The sequence below is a fragment of the Burkholderia contaminans genome, from assembly GCF_029633825.1.
In the GTDB taxonomy this organism is placed as follows: Bacteria; Pseudomonadota; Gammaproteobacteria; order Burkholderiales; family Burkholderiaceae; genus Burkholderia; species Burkholderia contaminans.
The window spans coordinates 13,069-30,494 of sequence record NZ_CP090646.1 but is presented as its reverse complement, the minus strand read 5'-3'; the positions used below and the strand labels follow the sequence as shown (position 1 = coordinate 30,494).

Annotated in this window: 23 protein-coding genes; 1 reads left to right on the top strand and 22 read right to left on the bottom strand. The window is 59.2% G+C overall.

Features of this window, described 5'->3' with window-relative positions:
- Window positions 1–117: 117 nt before the first annotated feature.
- The 6 genes from LXE91_RS43305 to LXE91_RS43280 are packed head-to-tail and all read right to left on the bottom strand — an operon-like array spanning window position 118 to window position 7,820.
- Window positions 118–1,290, bottom strand: a complete 1,173-nt coding sequence (locus LXE91_RS43305) for a hypothetical protein (protein WP_039341428.1) — start codon at window positions 1,288–1,290, stop codon at window positions 118–120.
- A 52-nt stretch (window positions 1,291–1,342) separates the two neighbouring features.
- Entirely contained in the window at window positions 1,343–3,289 is a 1,947-nt protein-coding gene (locus LXE91_RS43300) for an ATPase, T2SS/T4P/T4SS family (RefSeq protein WP_039341431.1), read from the bottom strand.
- A 3-nt stretch (window positions 3,290–3,292) separates the two neighbouring features.
- A complete protein-coding gene (locus tag LXE91_RS43295; RefSeq protein ID WP_141715652.1) occupies window positions 3,293–4,210 on the bottom strand; it encodes a hypothetical protein in 918 nt (305 codons plus the stop codon).
- A 7-nt stretch (window positions 4,211–4,217) separates the two neighbouring features.
- The gene (locus LXE91_RS43290) at window positions 4,218–5,543 is read right to left on the bottom strand and encodes a hypothetical protein (RefSeq protein ID WP_039341437.1); all 1,326 of its coding nucleotides are present in this window, start codon (window positions 5,541–5,543) and stop codon (window positions 4,218–4,220) included.
- Complete coding sequence (locus LXE91_RS43285; RefSeq protein ID WP_039341440.1) at window positions 5,540–7,312, bottom strand: hypothetical protein; 1,773 nt, start codon at window positions 7,310–7,312, stop codon at window positions 5,540–5,542. Before LXE91_RS43285 ends, LXE91_RS43290 begins: the two co-directional genes overlap by 4 nt.
- Window positions 7,313–7,325: 13 nt before the next feature.
- A complete protein-coding gene (locus LXE91_RS43280; RefSeq protein ID WP_069586053.1) occupies window positions 7,326–7,820 on the bottom strand; it encodes a toxin co-regulated pilus biosynthesis Q family protein in 495 nt (164 codons plus the stop codon).
- 349 nt (window positions 7,821–8,169) lie between these two features.
- Here LXE91_RS43280 and LXE91_RS43275 point away from each other — a divergent pair, with 349 nt between their 5' ends.
- A complete protein-coding gene (locus tag LXE91_RS43275) occupies window positions 8,170–8,661 on the top strand; it encodes a lytic transglycosylase domain-containing protein (RefSeq protein WP_095145691.1) in 492 nt (163 codons plus the stop codon).
- A 22-nt stretch (window positions 8,662–8,683) separates the two neighbouring features.
- Here the strand turns inward: LXE91_RS43275 and LXE91_RS43270 are convergent, their stop codons facing one another.
- The 16 genes from LXE91_RS43270 to LXE91_RS43195 all read right to left on the bottom strand — a co-directional run bounded on the left by LXE91_RS43270 (window position 8,684) and on the right by LXE91_RS43195 (window position 17,378).
- Window positions 8,684–9,052, bottom strand: a complete 369-nt coding sequence (locus LXE91_RS43270) for a DUF6283 family protein (protein WP_141715653.1) — start codon at window positions 9,050–9,052, stop codon at window positions 8,684–8,686.
- 11 nt (window positions 9,053–9,063) lie between these two features.
- Entirely contained in the window at window positions 9,064–9,282 is a 219-nt protein-coding gene (locus LXE91_RS43265) for a hypothetical protein (RefSeq protein ID WP_039341443.1), read from the bottom strand.
- A 5-nt stretch (window positions 9,283–9,287) separates the two neighbouring features.
- Entirely contained in the window at window positions 9,288–9,575 is a 288-nt protein-coding gene (locus tag LXE91_RS43260) for a hypothetical protein (protein WP_046196920.1), read from the bottom strand.
- A gap of 21 nt (window positions 9,576–9,596) precedes the next feature.
- Window positions 9,597–10,184 (bottom strand): hypothetical protein, encoded by a 588-nt coding sequence (locus LXE91_RS43255; RefSeq protein WP_039341447.1) that lies wholly within the window; start codon window positions 10,182–10,184, stop codon window positions 9,597–9,599.
- Complete coding sequence (locus tag LXE91_RS43250) at window positions 10,181–10,750, bottom strand: TrfB-related DNA-binding protein (protein WP_069586055.1); 570 nt, start codon at window positions 10,748–10,750, stop codon at window positions 10,181–10,183. Before LXE91_RS43250 ends, LXE91_RS43255 begins: the two co-directional genes overlap by 4 nt.
- Before the next feature lie 122 nt (window positions 10,751–10,872).
- On the bottom strand, window positions 10,873–11,199 hold the full coding sequence (locus LXE91_RS43245; RefSeq protein WP_039341454.1) for a hypothetical protein: 327 nt from the start codon (window positions 11,197–11,199) through the stop codon (window positions 10,873–10,875).
- Between the two features lie 151 nt (window positions 11,200–11,350).
- Window positions 11,351–11,635 carry an H-NS histone family protein gene (locus LXE91_RS43240; RefSeq protein WP_039341459.1) on the bottom strand — a complete coding sequence of 95 codons (285 nt, stop codon included), beginning with the start codon at window positions 11,633–11,635 and terminating at the stop codon, window positions 11,351–11,353.
- Between the two features lie 16 nt (window positions 11,636–11,651).
- Window positions 11,652–11,933: a hypothetical protein gene (locus LXE91_RS43235; RefSeq protein ID WP_039341462.1), complete on the bottom strand. Its 282-nt coding sequence runs from the start codon at window positions 11,931–11,933 to the stop codon at window positions 11,652–11,654.
- Window positions 11,934–11,986: 53 nt separating this feature from the next.
- Window positions 11,987–12,253, bottom strand: coding sequence for a hypothetical protein (locus LXE91_RS43230; protein ID WP_039341464.1), 267 nt, complete (start codon window positions 12,251–12,253; stop codon window positions 11,987–11,989).
- Window positions 12,254–12,295: 42 nt separating this feature from the next.
- The gene (locus LXE91_RS43225; protein WP_039341467.1) at window positions 12,296–12,724 is read right to left on the bottom strand and encodes a hypothetical protein; all 429 of its coding nucleotides are present in this window, start codon (window positions 12,722–12,724) and stop codon (window positions 12,296–12,298) included.
- Complete coding sequence (locus tag LXE91_RS43220) at window positions 12,721–12,972, bottom strand: hypothetical protein (protein ID WP_039341469.1); 252 nt, start codon at window positions 12,970–12,972, stop codon at window positions 12,721–12,723. The genes LXE91_RS43225 and LXE91_RS43220 overlap by 4 nt, the downstream gene beginning before the upstream one ends.
- 43 nt (window positions 12,973–13,015) lie before the next feature.
- Window positions 13,016–13,780, bottom strand: coding sequence for a hypothetical protein (locus tag LXE91_RS43215; protein ID WP_069301969.1), 765 nt, complete (start codon window positions 13,778–13,780; stop codon window positions 13,016–13,018).
- Window positions 13,781–15,031: 1,251 nt separating this feature from the next.
- Complete coding sequence (locus LXE91_RS43210) at window positions 15,032–16,045, bottom strand: replication initiator protein A (RefSeq protein ID WP_223274457.1); 1,014 nt, start codon at window positions 16,043–16,045, stop codon at window positions 15,032–15,034.
- 64 nt (window positions 16,046–16,109) lie between these two features.
- Window positions 16,110–16,493 (bottom strand): helix-turn-helix domain-containing protein, encoded by a 384-nt coding sequence (locus tag LXE91_RS43205; protein ID WP_157644983.1) that lies wholly within the window; start codon window positions 16,491–16,493, stop codon window positions 16,110–16,112.
- Between the two features lie 4 nt (window positions 16,494–16,497).
- Window positions 16,498–17,127 (bottom strand): ATPase, encoded by a 630-nt coding sequence (locus LXE91_RS43200; protein ID WP_039341476.1) that lies wholly within the window; start codon window positions 17,125–17,127, stop codon window positions 16,498–16,500.
- The gene (locus tag LXE91_RS43195; RefSeq protein WP_083264185.1) at window positions 17,124–17,378 is read right to left on the bottom strand and encodes a hypothetical protein; all 255 of its coding nucleotides are present in this window, start codon (window positions 17,376–17,378) and stop codon (window positions 17,124–17,126) included. Before LXE91_RS43195 ends, LXE91_RS43200 begins: the two co-directional genes overlap by 4 nt.
- Window positions 17,379–17,426: the final 48 nt, after the last annotated feature.

Sequence of the window (17,426 nt, the reverse complement as noted above, 5' to 3'; positions counted from 1 at the left end):
TGTTCCTTTACATTGATCTCAAAAAATCGAGCCAAAAAAGCTCGCTCTGCTCCTAATAATTCGGAATGCAAATCAAAATCAGATCATTACAATCATACTAGAATTACCCCCCGTTAACTAGTGTGAAATCTGTGCCGGCGCATTTGAATAACCACTCGTAGACACCGCGTCTTGGAACTGCCATCCCATGTAATTGAATCCCCCCTGAATCGCGACAACGAGAATCACCAGCACCGCTCGCGAAGTGTTCTGAATGCGCTTCGCTCGCTTCTCCAGCTCTTTCGGCGCTGTTTCCAGGATGGTTCCGCCAACCTGCTTTAGCATCTCGGACACGTCAGCGTAGTCGGCAATGTCCATCATCCGATACTCGGTATCGCGATCGACCATACCGGTTTGAAAGTTCTCGCCTTTCCCGTGTGGGTTCTCTTCGAGGTTGTGCACGATCCGGAGAATGTGATGCCGAAGCCACACGCTGGCGTTGGGCTCCATCATCTGCAATGCCTTGGGAACGGAAACTACTTTGTTGTTGACCCGTTGCGTCACGGCAGCAAGGGCTACGATGAAGGATGCGGCCTGAAACTCCGCGTACAGACGGAAGGGTAAAACGTGTCGATCGAGCCACTGCCGCCACCTTCCAACGTAGTTCGGTACGGCCCACTTCACGATCGAGATCGAAGCCACGATGAAGACGATCCAGAGCGGCCAAACTGTTCGAATCGACACGCTCATCCAGTGCATGATGACCGCAATGAGGCCGAGGTCAGAGATCGGCACGTTGGGCGGTAGCGAGCTTTCAATGTCCGGCACGATTCGGAACGAGTACATGCCGATGAAGATCTGAGCCGCAACAAAGACGAAGAGAGTGGACAACCAGATTGATGCAACCGCTTCTTTAGTCGCATCGAGCGCAGTAACGACCCCTCCCAGCTCCTTCAAGCCCTTGGTCAAATCCCCGGCTCGCTCAGCGACCATGAGGGGCGCGTAGTCCTCTTCCGGAACGCTGTCGCGAATCGCTTCCGAGAATGACCCGTCGATCATGTAGTTGTCGAGCCATCGAGCGGCGAGCCGTCCCTTGGGCTCGTCAGGGTAGCGGTCAGCGATACGCTCGATGTGAACGCTGATGTTCACGCGCGGTTGACTCTCCATCGTTGCCGCAAGGTCGACATAGAATGCGGCACGCTTCTTCTCGAACCGCATCTTGTCTCGGGCGAACTGATCCCAAAGCGGTTGAAACAAGCGCCTGATTCCGTCGCTAAACGGTTTCGTGATCTGCTCAAGTATGTCGCTCATAGTTATCTATTCCGGTGAATTCCCTGATGTATCCGCTATCACGCTTAATCGGCTACGCAACCACTTCGAGGTTGCCGGCGGTTATGTGCGTCGTGGACGATCGGTGCATGAGTCGCTTCAGGTCGTGCTCGTAAGCGTCGATCGACTGGAATCGCTTCTCGGCTTCTGTTAAGCAAATTTCTCCGAGCGAAACCTTGTACATCGAGATTTCAAGCGGCGACTTGCCATCGGAGTTATCGCTGTCGAATCCGGCAACACGGAGAGAGCGGTAGTAGTGCAGCAGCTCGATGCTCCTTGCGTCGCGCACTAAGCGCATCATGTCATCGGACGGCTCGATGATCTGAGCGATCAGGGTGCGCCCACGGATACCGTTCAGCTCCGGGACACCTTCACGCGCGCAGTGCGAGCAGCCGATCGGATTCCGCACTCGGATCTTGCTCACATCGATTTGGAAAAGATGCTCAAGACGTGCGAGGAATTCGCTATTCGCAATCCGCAGTGATTCGGCCGCGATCGTCGCAACTGCCGAGTCGCCGCTATGACTCTCGATCACCGATCGCAGGAAACCGGACGTTTCATGCGAGGTCGCCAACAGCGAGCATATCGGGCAAGTCTTCGGGACGAGCGCGAGGTGAACCATCATCTTCAGGAAGCCAGGAAGCGTGACAATGTCGCGGGCCAGGGCGAACTCTTCACTCATCAAGCGATTGGGAATTGCAAGGGCGCTCGGTGCGTGAATCGTCGTGAAACCGCGTTGACCGGCCAGCACAGCATCGCGAAATGCGCCCGTTGTGCTGGGGTCTCGCAGTTCCGAAATCACCGTCACGTCGGGGTCTGTTCGCTTGTTCTGGAGCTTGAAAGACGCGAACGCATCCGAACCCTCATCGTCGTTGAGACCACGCGACGCGGAATGCTGATTCGAACCTTCGTGGTTGTGCAAATACTCGATCGGATCTTCTGCCGAATTGATCTCGTAGTACGGGGGCATCAGATTGATCAGCGTTTGGAGAAACTTGGACTTGCCGGAGTTAACGCGCCCGGAAAATACCCATCCACCGCCGTCCGTATACAGCTCACGCATGATCGCCCGCTCCTGATAGGGCGGAAGACCCGCCCCGTTCGGCTGCATCCCTACAGAGGTGTATGCATCGTTCACGTCGACCTTCATAACCCGCAGCACAACCTTCAGCCCCTTGTGGGTCGGCAACTGAGCCCATCGGAAGCTAAGCGACTGCCCCGATATGACTTCTTCGAGCTGGCATTGCAGCGCCAAGGTGACGCTGTAGCTACTGGTTGTGGTTGAGTTGCCCTTGAACGAGTACATGAAGCCGAGCATGCGCTGCATCTGGTCGGTCGTCATGCGAAACTTTCTCGGTCGGATCACGTTGCCGTCCATGCGGAATCCGACTTGCGAATACTCGCGATCGAGCTTCAGTTTCATGTGAATGTCGGATACGCCGTTATCGAGTGCGAAGTCGACAATCTCGACAAAGAGCTTGAACAGCGGGCTATCTCGATCGGAGCTGCGTACGCGCGTTGCGTTACTGCCGCTCTCCGCGCGTGCCAGCTCAGACACGACAGATTGCGTTGCAACGTAGATCGCCGGAATATGCGGACGGTGCTGCTTCTGAAGCTCCGAGTACACCTCATCAACCACTTCGGTATTGAGCATGTTCCGCGTCAGCACGATTGCGAACTGATCGCCGGAAATCTGGATCGGGCAGATGGATTGCCGATACTCGGCGCGAATTACCGTCGATTGGATAGTGCGACGGAACTCGGGCAGATCTGCAGTCTGAATCACTTCTTGAGACGCGACGACATACTCACCGTGCCGCATGGCTCGATCGTCGCCTGCGTCCTCTGCCACCACCACGCGCGAGAACTGGCGAGTCGACGCCACGGCCGGCGTGGCCGGAGCGTCGACGGGCACATTCGCCTTTTCCTCGCCGCGACGACGCGCAAAGCGCGAGAACAGCTTCGGGAATTGGATCTGCATGGCTCAGCGCATGTAGGGGTTGTTGGGAATCACCGGGAACCCCGGCGTCGGTGCTTGCGGTCGAGCCGCTTCGAGCGGACGCGGATCGGCCTCGAAATCACCCTGCGCATAGAGCGGCCACACGTAGCGGGCTCGCCCTTTCGTCGCCGTAAGCGCCGAGTCGGACACGTCGGTGATCGTGTACCCCTCGAACTTCTTGCCCTTGTAGACTGAGATGACGCGGCCGTTGATCGCGAGCTGGCCGCGGAAATTGTTTTCGCCTCCGTCGACGTGAACGCCGTACACGGAGAAGAAGCACGGCTTGTTGTCGTCAGGACACGCAGCGCTGAACCGCCGATTGGTCTTTTTCTCGGGTGCGTCGCCAAGCTGAGCGATACCCTGCTGATTCGGCGGCGGAAGAGGCGGCAACATGGCCTGTTGCGCACCTTGCGGAGCAACCGTCGACTCACTGCCTTTCAACGTCGCGAGCTGGGCCTGATAGGCTTTTCGCTGGTACAGATCCTCCCAATCACCCAGCGACGGCGCACGATCAACGCCGGGTTGCGGTGCTACGGTCTTGGCAGGTTCCTGCGCGGCTACCGATGCGACAGTCTTGGCAGGTTCTTGCGCCGCAACCAGCGTCGTGGTGCTGGCCTTTGCCACTTGGACGGGCGCAGACGCAACCGGCGGCTGCGGTGCGGCGAAAGCCGGCTTCGTGGCCGGTGCCGGGGCGGGAGCTGGGGGAGCGCTCGTCGGCGCACCGAGTCCAGGCGGCGTTGAAGCGACCACCTTCGGCACCGGGCCAACGGGCGCTTGCTGAGCGGTGGCGGATGTTTTCTGGCCAAGCGGCAGGTTGAGCGACGGCGACGCCGATGCGGCGAGCGGCACACCGATCAGCATGCAAAGCGCGGCGGCTGCGATAGTGGTTTGTCTGGTCTTCATAGTGGTCTCAGTTGCGTGTGATGGCTTCGCCCTCGATCGAAATCTGATATGGCGTGTCGTCGGAAGCGCTGGTGGATTTGTTGATCGTCAGCTCCGCCTTGCTCAACGTCGCGTATGCGGGAAAATCAGAAAGCAGCTTCACGAAGTGAGATGCGCCCTCGATCGTCCAGTGCGACGCCTTGTAGGCGACTGCCGCGACTCCTGCGGGCTGGACACCGGGAGGAATGAGAAACGCCTCGGCATCATTGAGCGACGCTTTCTTGACGAGCTGGCTTGCCGATTGCAGCGTCGACGTGAAACGCATCTGCCGATCGGCGGCCGTACCTGCTGACGTCAAGACCGTATTCAGCGTTACCTTCTTGACCGCTTGCGGCGACGCATTGACGATCATCTGGTCTGCCGTTGGGAGATACGTAGCGCTCGATGCGTATTCCTTCGGAGCGGCTGCGATGAAGGTCTGATTCGTCGCGTAGCTCTTCAAGTCTCGGTCGTAGGTGAGAGCGCATTGCGCGCGCCCATCCCACGCTTGGTACGATCCGCCCTGCGAGCCAGGAGCACTGAACTTGCACGACACTTTGGATAGAGACCATCCACCGTACATGGTGGTGAGCGATCGTATCCAGTCGTACCACGACGAGAAATCGCTTGCCCTTACGACGGGATCGAGTGCGTGCGCCTTCAGGCTATCCGCGTACAACTCCGTCGGCGTCTTCGTCGCAACCGGGTCAGGGGGAAAGAAGTAGTCAGCAGCCCTCGGCGCCATAACTGCCAGCACGCCGACAGCGACGATGGCGACGGCGACTTTCTTGTAGAGCGCCGATCGGCTTGGTGGCTTCAACAGACAAGTGCTGTCTGCATGTTCCGCCAGCTCCGCGAGCGTAAGCGGCGTTGCCTCGCCAACGAACGACAGATTCGTTTCACCCACGACCGCAAACCCGGATTCACCGCATTTTTTGCCGAACTCGATATACAGCTCATGGGCCTGCTGCTCGGTCAGGCCGATTTGATCGAAGCGACGCAACGGCCTGCGCTGCCGCACACCGATGAGAGAAATCTTGTCGTCAGGTGTCCGGATCAGCAGCAGGGCATCATCGGGAAGCCCCGGTACACGAAGAAACGCGGCGGCAGCGGCGAAGATCTGCCCAGCCTGCGAAGCGGACGAATCCGACTTCGGCAGAAACCCAGCGTAGTCCGCTTTGTCCGCGTGCCAAAGCAGTGGCGATCGCATCTCGCGGGCTCGCCTCGCCGCGATCGTGGCATACGAGCCCGATTCAACAAGCAGCCGCCATTCCATCCCGAAGGCGAGTTTTTTCCCGTTGATTTCGCTGATCATTGCGCTGGCCCTTGCTGTCCGGCGTCCGTGTCCTTGATCGTCGCGCTCATGACCAGCAGCGTTGCGGTACGCGTGCGCGAAGCATTGACCGATCCGCCGGCGAGCAGCGGAATGTTATGGCCGAGCGTACGTCGATCGTATTGCGCCGTGTTCGAATCGAACACCGTCAACACGGTTGTTGCCCCGTTCCGGATGATCGCGTCGGTAGAGAGACCTTGCCCGGTCGTATTGACGAGCTGGACGGTCTGCTGATTCGAACCGGAGCCCGACGTGAACGGCTGAATGCTCTGCAACACCGACGTATCGAGCGAAACCGTTACGGCGACCGAGTTGTTATTCGTGACGCTCGCATACACCAGCATCTTCAGGCCGACTTGATCTTGGGCCGTCGTGACACCAGGAATGCCACCAGTACCGCCCGCCGTTGCCGTCGCGGGGGTCGTTTGCGAAACGTAGGAGAAGCGAACGCGGTTGTTGTAGTAGTGCGTGTGACGGTTCTGCACTTCGAGAGGAATGTCATCGGACGATGCCGTATTCCCCAATTCGGCAAGCGCCTTCACTGCCGCCTGCGTGCCACTGAACTGTCCGGAGGTGATCTTCGCACCCAGCTCTCCGGCGTTCGCGGAAACGAGCGAGATCGGTGACGCAGACGTGAGGATGAAGCCCGGAACCTTGTTCAAAGCTTTCGTCAGGACAGCCTGCCAGTCAACGCCGAGTTGCCCTGTATCGTTCAACGTCACCTGAACGAGCCGCATATGGACCGCGACCATCTTGGAAAGCAAAGCGCGATGGAAGTTGACGATCGATTCCGCTCGTTCAACTGCATCCTTCGTGTCGGTGATAGTGATGGTGCCTTGCGAAATGTTTCCGCTGACCGATCCCGATCGGGTCATCACCGTTTGCACATCGTTGAGGATCGACGTGATTTCATTGACGTTCTGAGCCTCGCTCTTCAGGGCCGCCTTGTCCTGCCCTTGGTTTTGCAAAGCATTCTGGTTGTTCGACAGCGCGGTGTTGTTGATCTGGTCGGTCGAATAGCTCATGCTCGAAGGCCGAACCGGCAGCAGCCACGTTTTCGTCAGCATGCGATAGACGCGAATGACACCCTTCTTTGCGTCCCACTCCCAATTCACGCCGATGCGTGTCGTCATCAGGTCAAGAATCTGGTTGAGCGGCATCTCGTCTTGCGTAATCTCGACCTCTTGCGGCGAGTCTTGCCCGGAGTAGCCGGACGAGACCAACCCCCCGCCCCCCGTCACGCTCGAAAGGGCGGGCAGGGGGCCGGACGCGAGACGGCCGGGGCCGGCCGGCATAACCGGGGGAACCGGCCCGTTGCCGCCGCTGGGGCTATCGTCCAGCTTCTGCGTGCGCGGAAGCAACGCGTTGGCCGGCAGGTAGACGTCGGACGAGATGACAACGGGGATCTTGGTCGCAAGCGTGATCTGCTCAGCAGCGACCGGCAGGTTGACGCGCTTATTCGGAAAAACCAGTTTGACCTTGACGCCGCGCTGCAACGGAAGCGGAAGCGTTGCGCTCGGCGGCAGAGCTACGCTCTTGCCGGCGAGATAGGGGTGATCGACAAATGCGCTTTTACGCCGCTCTTCACGACCATTCGTGATCTGGCTGATGAGACTGCGCGATGCCGTGTCAGTCTCTGCACCCGCGTTCGTAACGAATTTGTTCGTGGATTGAGTGAGCTGCGGCGAAACGCACCCGGACAGGACGAGCGACGAGAGAAGAGGGTAGAGGACGAATCGTTGTGCTTTCATGTGCGTGCCTTGGTCACTTGGGATTGCATTCAGTGCTCGTCGGAAGCACGCGCACCACGTTGTTGGTGTAGAAGCACGGATGCACCGGCAAATCCGTGCTCAACGTGGTATCGAGCACTGCCTGAACCGCATCGGTGAACGAGCCAGAGAACGGTGACGAGGCGACAACGGGAACGTCCTGCCCGACTTCCCAAAACGTCGTCCAGCCCGCTTGCTTGCCCCAACGAGCGAAGAGCCCTTGAAACGTCTGATCGGCCGGCGTCGCCTCCCAAAGCGGGGCAACAACGAAACCCTGCAGCTCGGGCGTTGCGGCCGACACGGCGGCACCAGCGGCCGGAGCTGGCGCAGTGGTAACGCTCGAAGCAGCCGGGTTCGCGGCTTTCACGACAGGGGCGCTCGAATTGCTCGATGCGGGTTGCGGCGCGCTCTGCGCCGGGCCGCCCTCGATGACAAGCGCGGCCTGGCTGAACGCCGGTACCAGAGCGAGCGCTACCAATAGCTTCCTCATTGCATTCCTTTTTTTCGTTGAAGGGACACGGCTAAGCCCGACTCCACACCAGCGGCGAGATAGCACCTGCCGACAACGAAATGCTATCATACCGACCACTAAAAGATAGCTTTTAGTGGCCTAAAAGACGCATTTGTATCGGAAAGGGTCGGGCACTGCTTGATACGCGCCGGGATAGCCGCCAACTCGGGGGAGCGCTTCGGGGAGGTGAGACCTCGGGGAGTCGGGCGGCAAGGGTCAGCTAGTGCCTCAAGGAACAGTCCGCCATGCCGTAAAGGGATAACGGCATAAGTGCATGTTTCCTGAACCCTTTATGCACTTTTGGTAGACGTCTAATGAGGAAAAAGAGATGAAAGACCGTCTGAACGATCGGCTGCTCCGGGCGGCCGTGATGACGATCGGGATGGGAATGCTTTGGGCAACTTCGCTGCCGGCGGCCAGGGCGGATTGCTTGGACGACGCCGCGAACTACTGGAGCGTGCCGACGTCGCTGGCGCGAGCGGTCGCGATGCAGGAATCAGGAATGCGGCCACGCGTCGTTTCGAAAAACACCAACGGCTCGCGCGACATTGGCCTGATGCAAATCAACTCGTCTTGGCTTCCGCGGCTGAAGCAATACGGCATCGGGGAAGAAGACCTACTAGACGCCTGCAAGAACGCGTATGTGGGGACGTGGATCATGGCGCAGAACATTGCGCAGCTCGGCTACAACTGGACGGCCATTGGTGCGTACAACGCCGTCACACCGAGCAAGCGTGACGCGTATGCACGGAAGATCTACGGGCAGCTCATGAGGTTGCAGGGCGGGGCAACGACCACCGGGCCGATGGCAAATCAATAACCCTCGGCATTCCCGAAAAGTCTCACCACTCCTCGTTGCCGCACGTCGCACGCAGCTTCGCAAGCACGTCGGGATAGCTGTCGTGTAGCTCGGGCCAGTTCTCGCCGGGCGTAAGCGCGTCGGGCGATATGCTCCCGCGCCTAACGGCCATCCGCACGCGTGGATGGCGGTGGCCGACCATCGCGAGCCAGCCAGCGCAAGGGATTTCGCTGCCTAGCTTCGACTGATGGCACGCGAAAAACGACGCACCGAAGTCCGGCCCGATGCCGCGCTCGTCGGGGCACGTACCCGCCAGGGATTCAGCCAGCGCGAGACTGAAATTCGGAATGTCGCCAGCATCCTGGTCAACGCGCCACGGGCATGATGGACACGGCCGCGCCGCAGCCTTCATGGAGCACTCGCTCACTGGCCCTCCATTCCTTTCGCCAGTGCGATGCAGTCCCGAATCGATCGCACATCGCCAAGCCTCAGCCGCATTGCATCGAGCTTGGCCCTTGCTGCGTCAGCCGCCGCCTGCACAACAGCGATTTCCTCGGCCGTTTCTGCGCCGCCATTGTCCATCAGTGCGACGACTGCGATCGAGTACAGGCGTGCTGCCCGCACGACGGCTCGCTTGTTCATGGGTGTCACCTTGCTTTGACCAACTCGTTGAGCGCCGATCGCGCCTCACCGTCAGATAGAGGTGGCTCGAAGTCGGACAGATGGAACCAGAGACGTGCAGCGTCCTCGCCATTCAGATGCAAGGATTCGCAGACCTGCACCACTGTTTGCCGGCGAACCAAATCCGCGACGGCCAGCACGCCTCGATCGGTCTGCGAAAGCGACGAAACGCCATCGAAGCCGCTTACACCAGCTTGCGCGTGGAAGTGTTCGATCAGCGCCTTATCTAGCGCGCTCAGGTTGTATTCGATCACGTGGCGGCCTCTTCGGTGTCGTCATTCAGTGTCGCTCGAATCTGCGACGGGAGCGACTAACACCGGCCGTCCATGCGAAGCAGCCTCCCTGAAGCGTGCAATTACGTCCGCATCCGAAGCGCCGGGTTGCAGCACCATCACATTGCGGTCAACGGAAACAATCTGCACGGCGTTCGCCTCCAGCTCAGCCGCCACATCACGTACCAGGCTCTCGAAGAACTCCGGCGGAATCCACGTACTTCCCAACAACACGGTCAGGCCGTCGACCGTAGGAATCGCTTCATACGCAAGAACCATAACGCCGCTATCGTGTTCCACTCGGAGGCGAGCCGACTGGCGCGCACTGCTAACAAACACGGGTTGCTTGGACGAGTCGATGGAAAGCCATTCGTATGCCCATTTCCACATCTTCAGAGCATCGTCCGTCGAAAGTTCAAACGGCAGCTTGCCGTCGTCAAGATGCTGGCGTCCGAATACGATATGCGCTTGCGGCTTGCGGATACGGATATTGCAGCGCGCGAAGTTTGCGCCATCGTTGAACTGATGCGCGACACGCTCGAACATAGACTTGTACCGGCCGGACGAAGACTTGTACTGCTCCTTGCTCATACCGCCTCCTTTTTGCCACCGTGCCCCTTGATAAGCGCGTCGATCTCTTCGAACATTTCCGCCGGCCCCCTGTAGACGCGCGTGTCCTCCATTGACGGATCGAATCGCTTCATCAGCCGCTGGGATGCCTGCCACGGAAGATGCCGGGCGATGTTGTTCTTCTTCGCCAGCTCGATGTTCTCGACGCCATCGACCAGCACGCCTTTCGCTAGTTCGAGCGAGTGCGGCTCAAGCATCGACAACTTTTCGAGCGCATTGAACTGCTTGCGCGTCAGCATCTTGCGTCCCTTGTGCCGCTCTACGATCAGGTCGATCTGCACGAAGACCTCCGGAGACCCCGTGTAGGTGTGCATCTGCGGCTCTTCGAGAGCCAGCAGGCGCGTAACAACTTGGTATGCGTACTGGCGCTTACGCCCATGCTCTTCCGCCGCCTCGGCATAGCCGCGGCCCTCGACCAACACCGAGCGCGCGATCGCTACCGCGTCTTCCTTCATTCTCGATTTCATCACAAGCGCGTCAAACTGCTTCGGCTTCAGACGTGTCGTCGCCATGTTGGTTGTCATCATATGGTTGCTAATCCCGTAATTATCCCCCACTCGCGGATCTTCCTCGAAGACCACTGGTTTACCCCGAAAGCCAGCGACCGGACAGGGAAGGGAAGTCCCCGCCGGCGTTCCGTCGTAACGCGTCACTCGGCAGCTACCGGTACAGCACGGATCGCTTCGATCATGCAGTAGGTCAACGGTAAATCCGCCCCACGCATCCTGAGCACCGCACGAAACTTGTGCCGATCCGCGTCTGCCGGGCGCATCGAGAACGCCACATACACCGGCATCCCGAACGGAATGCGACGCGTGCTCTCGCGCCCAATCAGGTGCGCAATGCGCTTTGTCGCGTCTTCGCACGCCTGCAACCGCATGGAGTGCGGCAGCTCCCCGATTGTGCAGGCGTAGCGGCTTCGTTCTCGGCCGTCAGGCCCAAGTGCCTCGTACGGGATCTCCAAATAGTTCGTCAATCTCTGCTCCTTTGTATTTCATATTGTCTATCGCAACTCCATTCTACGTGAGCAATGCAGACTTTAGCAATAGACATTTCGAGATACACGAAGGAAGCAAAGACATAAAAAAAGCCGGGGATTCCCCGGCTCTTTTGTTCGCACACTGGCGTCAGATTGCGAAGCTCTCGCGATCCTTTCCCGCGATCCAGCGAGGCGGCTTTCCACGCCCCGACCACGTCGCGCCGGAATCCGGGTCGCGGTATTTTGCCTCCACGGGCTTGTGCTTGCGGGTACGACGGCGATCCCCGAGCTCGTCGGCGGAGATGCTGTACATCTCCATCAGCTCGCGGATCTTCGCAACGGCATCGGCCCTTTCGCTTTCGCGCACCCTCGCAATTTCTGCTTCGAGTTCTTCACGTTGCTTCAGAAGTTGCTTATACGATGTTGTACTCATAGCGGTTTCGTCCTTGTTACTTGGCCTGCGAACGCTCGGCGGCGATTTCGGTAAGGCGGTTGAGAATCAGCACATTCGTTGCGTTCAGTTGAGCCAGTTGCTCAACGATCGCGCTATCTGCGCTGTGCGTCCAGGCGGCATCCGCTCCGCATTTGAGCAGCCGCCCGTCAGCGTCGATCGTCACGGTTCCGGGTGTGCACGCAGTTGCAGTAGCCTTGACCGCCTGAGCTGGAACCGGCTCGGCAACTGCCGCAGACGCCATTGCAAGCGATGCAAAAAGGATGGCGATTTTCTTCATCTAGATTCTCTCCTTGGAGTGATCGGGGTTATTTGAATGACAGCCGGCCGTGATCAGTGCTTCGCCGCTCTTTCGGATGTCACATTGACCATCAGCGGGCCGTTCGGCCCACTCGCACATACCTGACGCGTCCCGTCCGGATAGTTCAGTATGTCGCCCAACGCGATGGGCACGTTCGCATAGACGCAGCCGGTCTTACCGAGTGCAGTGAGCTGCGCGCCGGTGGTAGTCATGCCTGATCGTTCGGTAACGGAGTACGTGGCCGAAGACGCGATGGCCGGGATGACGAACAGCATGGCGACAGCAAGTTTCTTCATCATTGAATGCTCTGGTTGAAAAACTATCGAACTGATGCGGAATAATTAATTCTTTGCGCGGGTAAACGTCCCTTCGGCCGCCGCAATCGTATCGGCCGACGTCACTCGCATCTTGTCGGCCACGGTTTGCATCGACACCCAGCTAGTGCCGTTCCGTTGCTCAGCCCATGCAACTTCGAGGCTGTTGCCATCTACCGTGTAATGCCCGCGATAGGCGTACTCCTGGCGCTTGTTGTCGGTAAATCGCAGCTCTGCACCGCTACCATCGAGAATCAAGACGTAGCGGCCGTTCGAATTCGATGCCGTGTACTTGCCGAACAGGCGGGAGATTTCCCGCGGCACGGTCCCGCTGGCCGGGCCGTGCTGCTCTTCAGCCTGCATCGCACGAAGTGTCGGTTCGCCCCATTTGATATAGCCGAAGAAGAGCCCCAGCCCGAGCAAACCGACCATCAGGAGACGAATAAGCAGCGTCATTCGCCAGATGCCCCCGGAGCGGCCGCCGGCAGCGACGAAGCCTTACTACGCGCTTTGATCTCTGCCTTGGCGCGACGGAAGAGGGGGCGAAGAGTGAAATACCCGGCTACGATCGTGAGCGATCCCACACCAGTGCTCACCAGCGATACGTAGCCGGGCATGATCGCGGCGAAGCCGATTCCAAAGCCAAAAACCATTCCTCCGATCAGGTAAAGGAACGAACCGATGGGGAGAAACCTGAGAGACATTTGAACTCCTTATGAAAGTGGAATATCGTCTGCGTCCGCCGGCTTATGCGTCGGACTCTTCTTCGTCGGGAATGTCGCCAGTCACCATGACCTGACCGCAGGGAACGTGAACGAACTCGCCTTCCATGCCTTTCTTGCCCCACACTCGCTTCAGACACAGCGGACAGTGGTAGCGGCACTGACCGGACGCCGGTTCGGCCTTCTCAACAACCTTGATATCGAGCTTCTTCACCTCGTCTTCCGTCAGCCCGATCCGCGTCTCTTCGGGCAGTTGGTGCAGGACTCGAGAAAGCTCTTGAACCGTCACGGGAAAGCGATCGAGCCACGACAGCGCGAACGATTCGGTAAGCAGCTTCTCGCAGGCTCTCTCGAACAGTCCGCCCTCGATCACGTAGGCGTCGATCTTCTCGCCCGTCATGCGCCCGCCCGGCTTACCGGTGTGGCTTGGCATAAGGCCGATGCTCTGCAACTTCTCTGCGTAGTTCTTGTTTGCGTAGCGACGGCGACCAGGCTGGCCAAAGTGCTTTTGCCAAGCGAACGTCATCTGCAACACCAACGTCTTCATGCTCTCCGTCAGCGTCTGAACGGCGAAGTATTGGGGATTCAGTGCAATCTCATCGATTTTCTGCGCCCCCTTTCGATTGACCCATCCCTCTGCGGTGAAATAGCCGGCAGTCATTTTCTGCCGCTGCAAGGTGAGCAGTGTCGGCGGAATATCCCCACCGAACAGGTTTTCGTTGAAGTGATCGAATGCCGCCTGCAATTCGGCGGACATTTCGGCGGTAGGTTTGATAGTTGGTGTCGACATGACGTTACCAAAGATCGATTAACAGCATTCTAAACGTCATCTTTTAGATAACCAAATGTTTATTTTTAGTGGGCGTGCGAAGAAGGGCATAGGACTTTATCGGCAGCACATGCACCGTCATTGAGGGTAGCGAGCTGGATGACCGCAATGAGGGCATCGCGAATCGCGGGCATAGCGCCGCGCGTGGGCCCTGACCACGGCTACCCATTGCCCGGTGGCAATCAGCCCGTCCTAGAGGCTGTAGTTGAGCCAGAGAGGGCGACGACGAGGGGCGCGCCCCCCTCTCTGTAGACTTTTGGGCGTTGGTGTTTCGTGTGAGGTGTTCGCAGGGGCTTCAGAAGGACGGCGTAGCCGGCCTAGCCGGGTTGAGCGGGCGCAGCGGCTGCGTAGCGGACGCTGCGGGCGCGATTTATCCCGGTCTTAGCTCCTGGCGCGGCGTAGCCGCGGCGGGAGCTTAGACCCCAAGCGAGGGAGAGCTGACGAGGGTTGGGGTCGTCAAGGCGCGAAGCGCCGTGTTGGCCCCTTTGGGGCGTGGATTTGGTTTGGTCTTCGGTCTTGCATCTGGCGCGGCTTGCCGCGACGGATGCTTAGACCGCCCGGAGATGGGAGACCGGGCTTGCCCGGTCGGGTGGGATCGAGAAGAGGCGGGAGCCTCTTCGGCGCGTTACAACGTTAAAAAAAGAAGCGTTAAAAACCGCGCGCGTGTTACGTTTCGCGGAAGCCTTGTGTGGCGCGCCTGAGCGGCCGAAATTCATCCGCGAAACCCGAAGCCGAGCATCCGCGAAACCCGACAAATGGCATCCGCGAAACCCGACAGAGGCATCCGCGAAACCCGGTTTTCGCGCGGCCTCTGTGGATAAGTGCCGAAAACATCCGCGAAACCCGGTTACTCGCTCGGTGAACGAAAGAGGCGCACTTTGTTGCCTGTTGATGCCTAAATCGCTGAAATCCCCGCCCGTATTGGCCTCTGGCGACGTCGATACCGCTGGAAAACATCCGCGAAACCCGGAAAAAACATCCGCGAAACCCGAATCCGTGATTCGTGCTTTCATCCGCGAAACCCGGAACGAAGAAAGGCCAGTAGGCGCGCCTGCAGTGGATCGGCAGCGATGACGTACGGAGAAAAGATGCACTGACGCGAGCCGGCCGCGCACCGGCGGCCAGCTCGTCCAAACGGTGAGGGCGAGCGAAAACATCCGCGAAACCCGGAACGGCGCGGATGCTGGTAGAACTGTCAGGAGGGGGTGGGGGTCAGGCGGTCAGCGTTTCCTTGGTCTCAAGGGCTCTGAACCAGTCGTAGCACCCTTGGGTACGGATGTGCTTGGAAAGCGCAGCGGCATCGCGTGTGTAGAAGACCACCATATCCGGCCGCCGGCTTTGATCTAGGGCCATACGGTACTCGGGCAGCGTGTCGGCCTTGATGATCGCACGCAGCTCCGATCGAAACTTGGGGCGATCACGCCGGAATCCGATCTTCTCGGCCAGCAGGTCGATTCCGACCTCCCACATCGCCTTATCTGTCCCACAGTGCTTTCGGGCGACCTCGTACAGCTTGCGCTCGATCGCCTTGCCGAGCTGGAAATACTTGCGATCGAGCGTGAGCACTTCCAGCTCCAGCAAGCCGTTATAGATCCAGTCGGAAAGGGTGACAGTGAACGACAGCACGCGCTCGACGTTCTCGCCCTTCTTTTTGTTGAAGCTGCGCTTACCGGAGATGACCGAGTAGTTGGTGATCAGCGAAAAACCGTCTGCCTGGCGCTCGCCACCGGTCGGGATGTTGGTTTCGATCGTCGTGCCGCGAAGCCGGCGCAGCATGCCGAGAATATTCTCGTAGCCGCCTCTGCTGTCGTCCCGATCGGTGGCCTTGATAAAATCGTAGGTTTGGATCTGCACAGTCGGAGAGACGGGCAATTTCCGGTTCATCCGCTCGACAAGCTGCGATGCGACGTACAGGATCAGATCCTTGTCGAAGACCGTTGCCGCGCCCTCGCCGGACGGGATAATCCGGACGGAGCGGTTCCCACGCTGATACACCCGCGTCTCCGTGTCCTTGTTCTTCGAGAGGGAGTAAAGGGGGATCTCCATCGACGCCAAATCGTCCTTCGGCGCGACGTCCACCATGTCGGCAAGAACCAGCTCAAGTTGCTGGGGCTGGCCGACATTGCGTTTCCGCCGCGGCGTCGACGTGTCGCCCTCGTCCGAACTGCGGACGACCGGGCTTGGCCGGGCCTCGCTGAGCAATGTAGCCTGCATGGTATTCTTCAATTCTCTGCTCCTTAACAGGAGATTGGGCCGTGTCGACTCTTGGCACGGCCTCTTTTTTGATGTTTCAGACCGCTTCCGCGATGACCCCGTGCTTGTGCAGATACCGATACACAGTGCCTCGCGTCACCCCAAATTCCTGACAGACCTTCGAGACCTTTTCACCGGCCCCGTACATGGAAAGCAGCCGTTTCTGATCTGCTTCGCTCAGTCGCTCTTTGGCCCCGCCGTTCCGGCCGCGTGGTCGGGGTAGAGACGTCGCCGGCGGAATCGAGCCGCTGAAGTTGCGTTCGAGCTTGTCGATCGCAGCAACGATGCCCGACAGCAATTTCACGTCGGCCTTCGAGAGATCCGGCGCGTCGGCCAGGCGCATTGCTCCGCTTCGAAGCTGCTCGATCGCGCTCAGTCGATCACGGTCGGCCCGTGCCGCCTCTGTTGCGTTTGAGGTCATAGTTCTAGCGCCCCATCGAGCGGTGATGCTTCGCCGCATGTTGCATCCCGGTCGGAATGGCCGTCTTGGCCCAATCGGGCAGTTGTCGGGTCATGTGCTTGACGCGGCCGTTCTCCATCGATAGCAGTAGCTGCCGCCTGAGCCCACTGTTGTCGAGCACGTACGCTCGATCTGCCAGCGTCAGGGCTTCGGATAGATGGGAGAGGCTTCGGTCAAAGCGGCGAAAAATGTCATCAAGCGGAACAGGGTGGCCGCCACTTCTGACCCGTTGCGCGACACGACCGGCCGAGAGCTGCGCGTCATCCAGTCCGACGAAAAACAGGTTGACCTTGTAGCCCTGCGCAGCGGCCCGGCGCATCAGCTCCAGCTCACCTTTACCGGTCAGCGTGGTTTCGACCGCGAAGCTCTTGCCTTCGGACAGTAGCGCCTGACGCTGCGCGATCGCGAGCCGACCGGCTGCAACCATCGTCGCGGGCGAGCCTTGATGCCCCGGATTGATCTGATTGGCAATGTCGTCAGGATTGACGACAGGGATGCGGCCGGCGAAATGCTGGCCGGTCAGCGTGGTTTTGCCTGCGCCGTTTGGCCCAGCGACAACCCATAGCTGTGGTCGGTGAGGTTGTTCCACGCTCACGACAGGGCCAGCTCCGAGACGACGTGCTCACCCTTACTGTCCCACGTCACCAGTTGCCGGCGGCCATCGGGAAATCGCTTCTCGATCGTGCCCTTCGGCGTGTTCTCGGTTTTGCAATACACCGGGTTTCCAGCATCGAGATGACGGCGGGCAACGGCCCCATCGTCGCGTGCGATATCGCTGGAAAACAGCGTCCAGAAATCGCGCTCTTGCTGCGGCGTCATAGTCTCGATGTTCTCGATCCGAATCATGCTGTACCTCTGCAAATGAGCTTCTTCAGTGAACCACGCGCGCCGCGT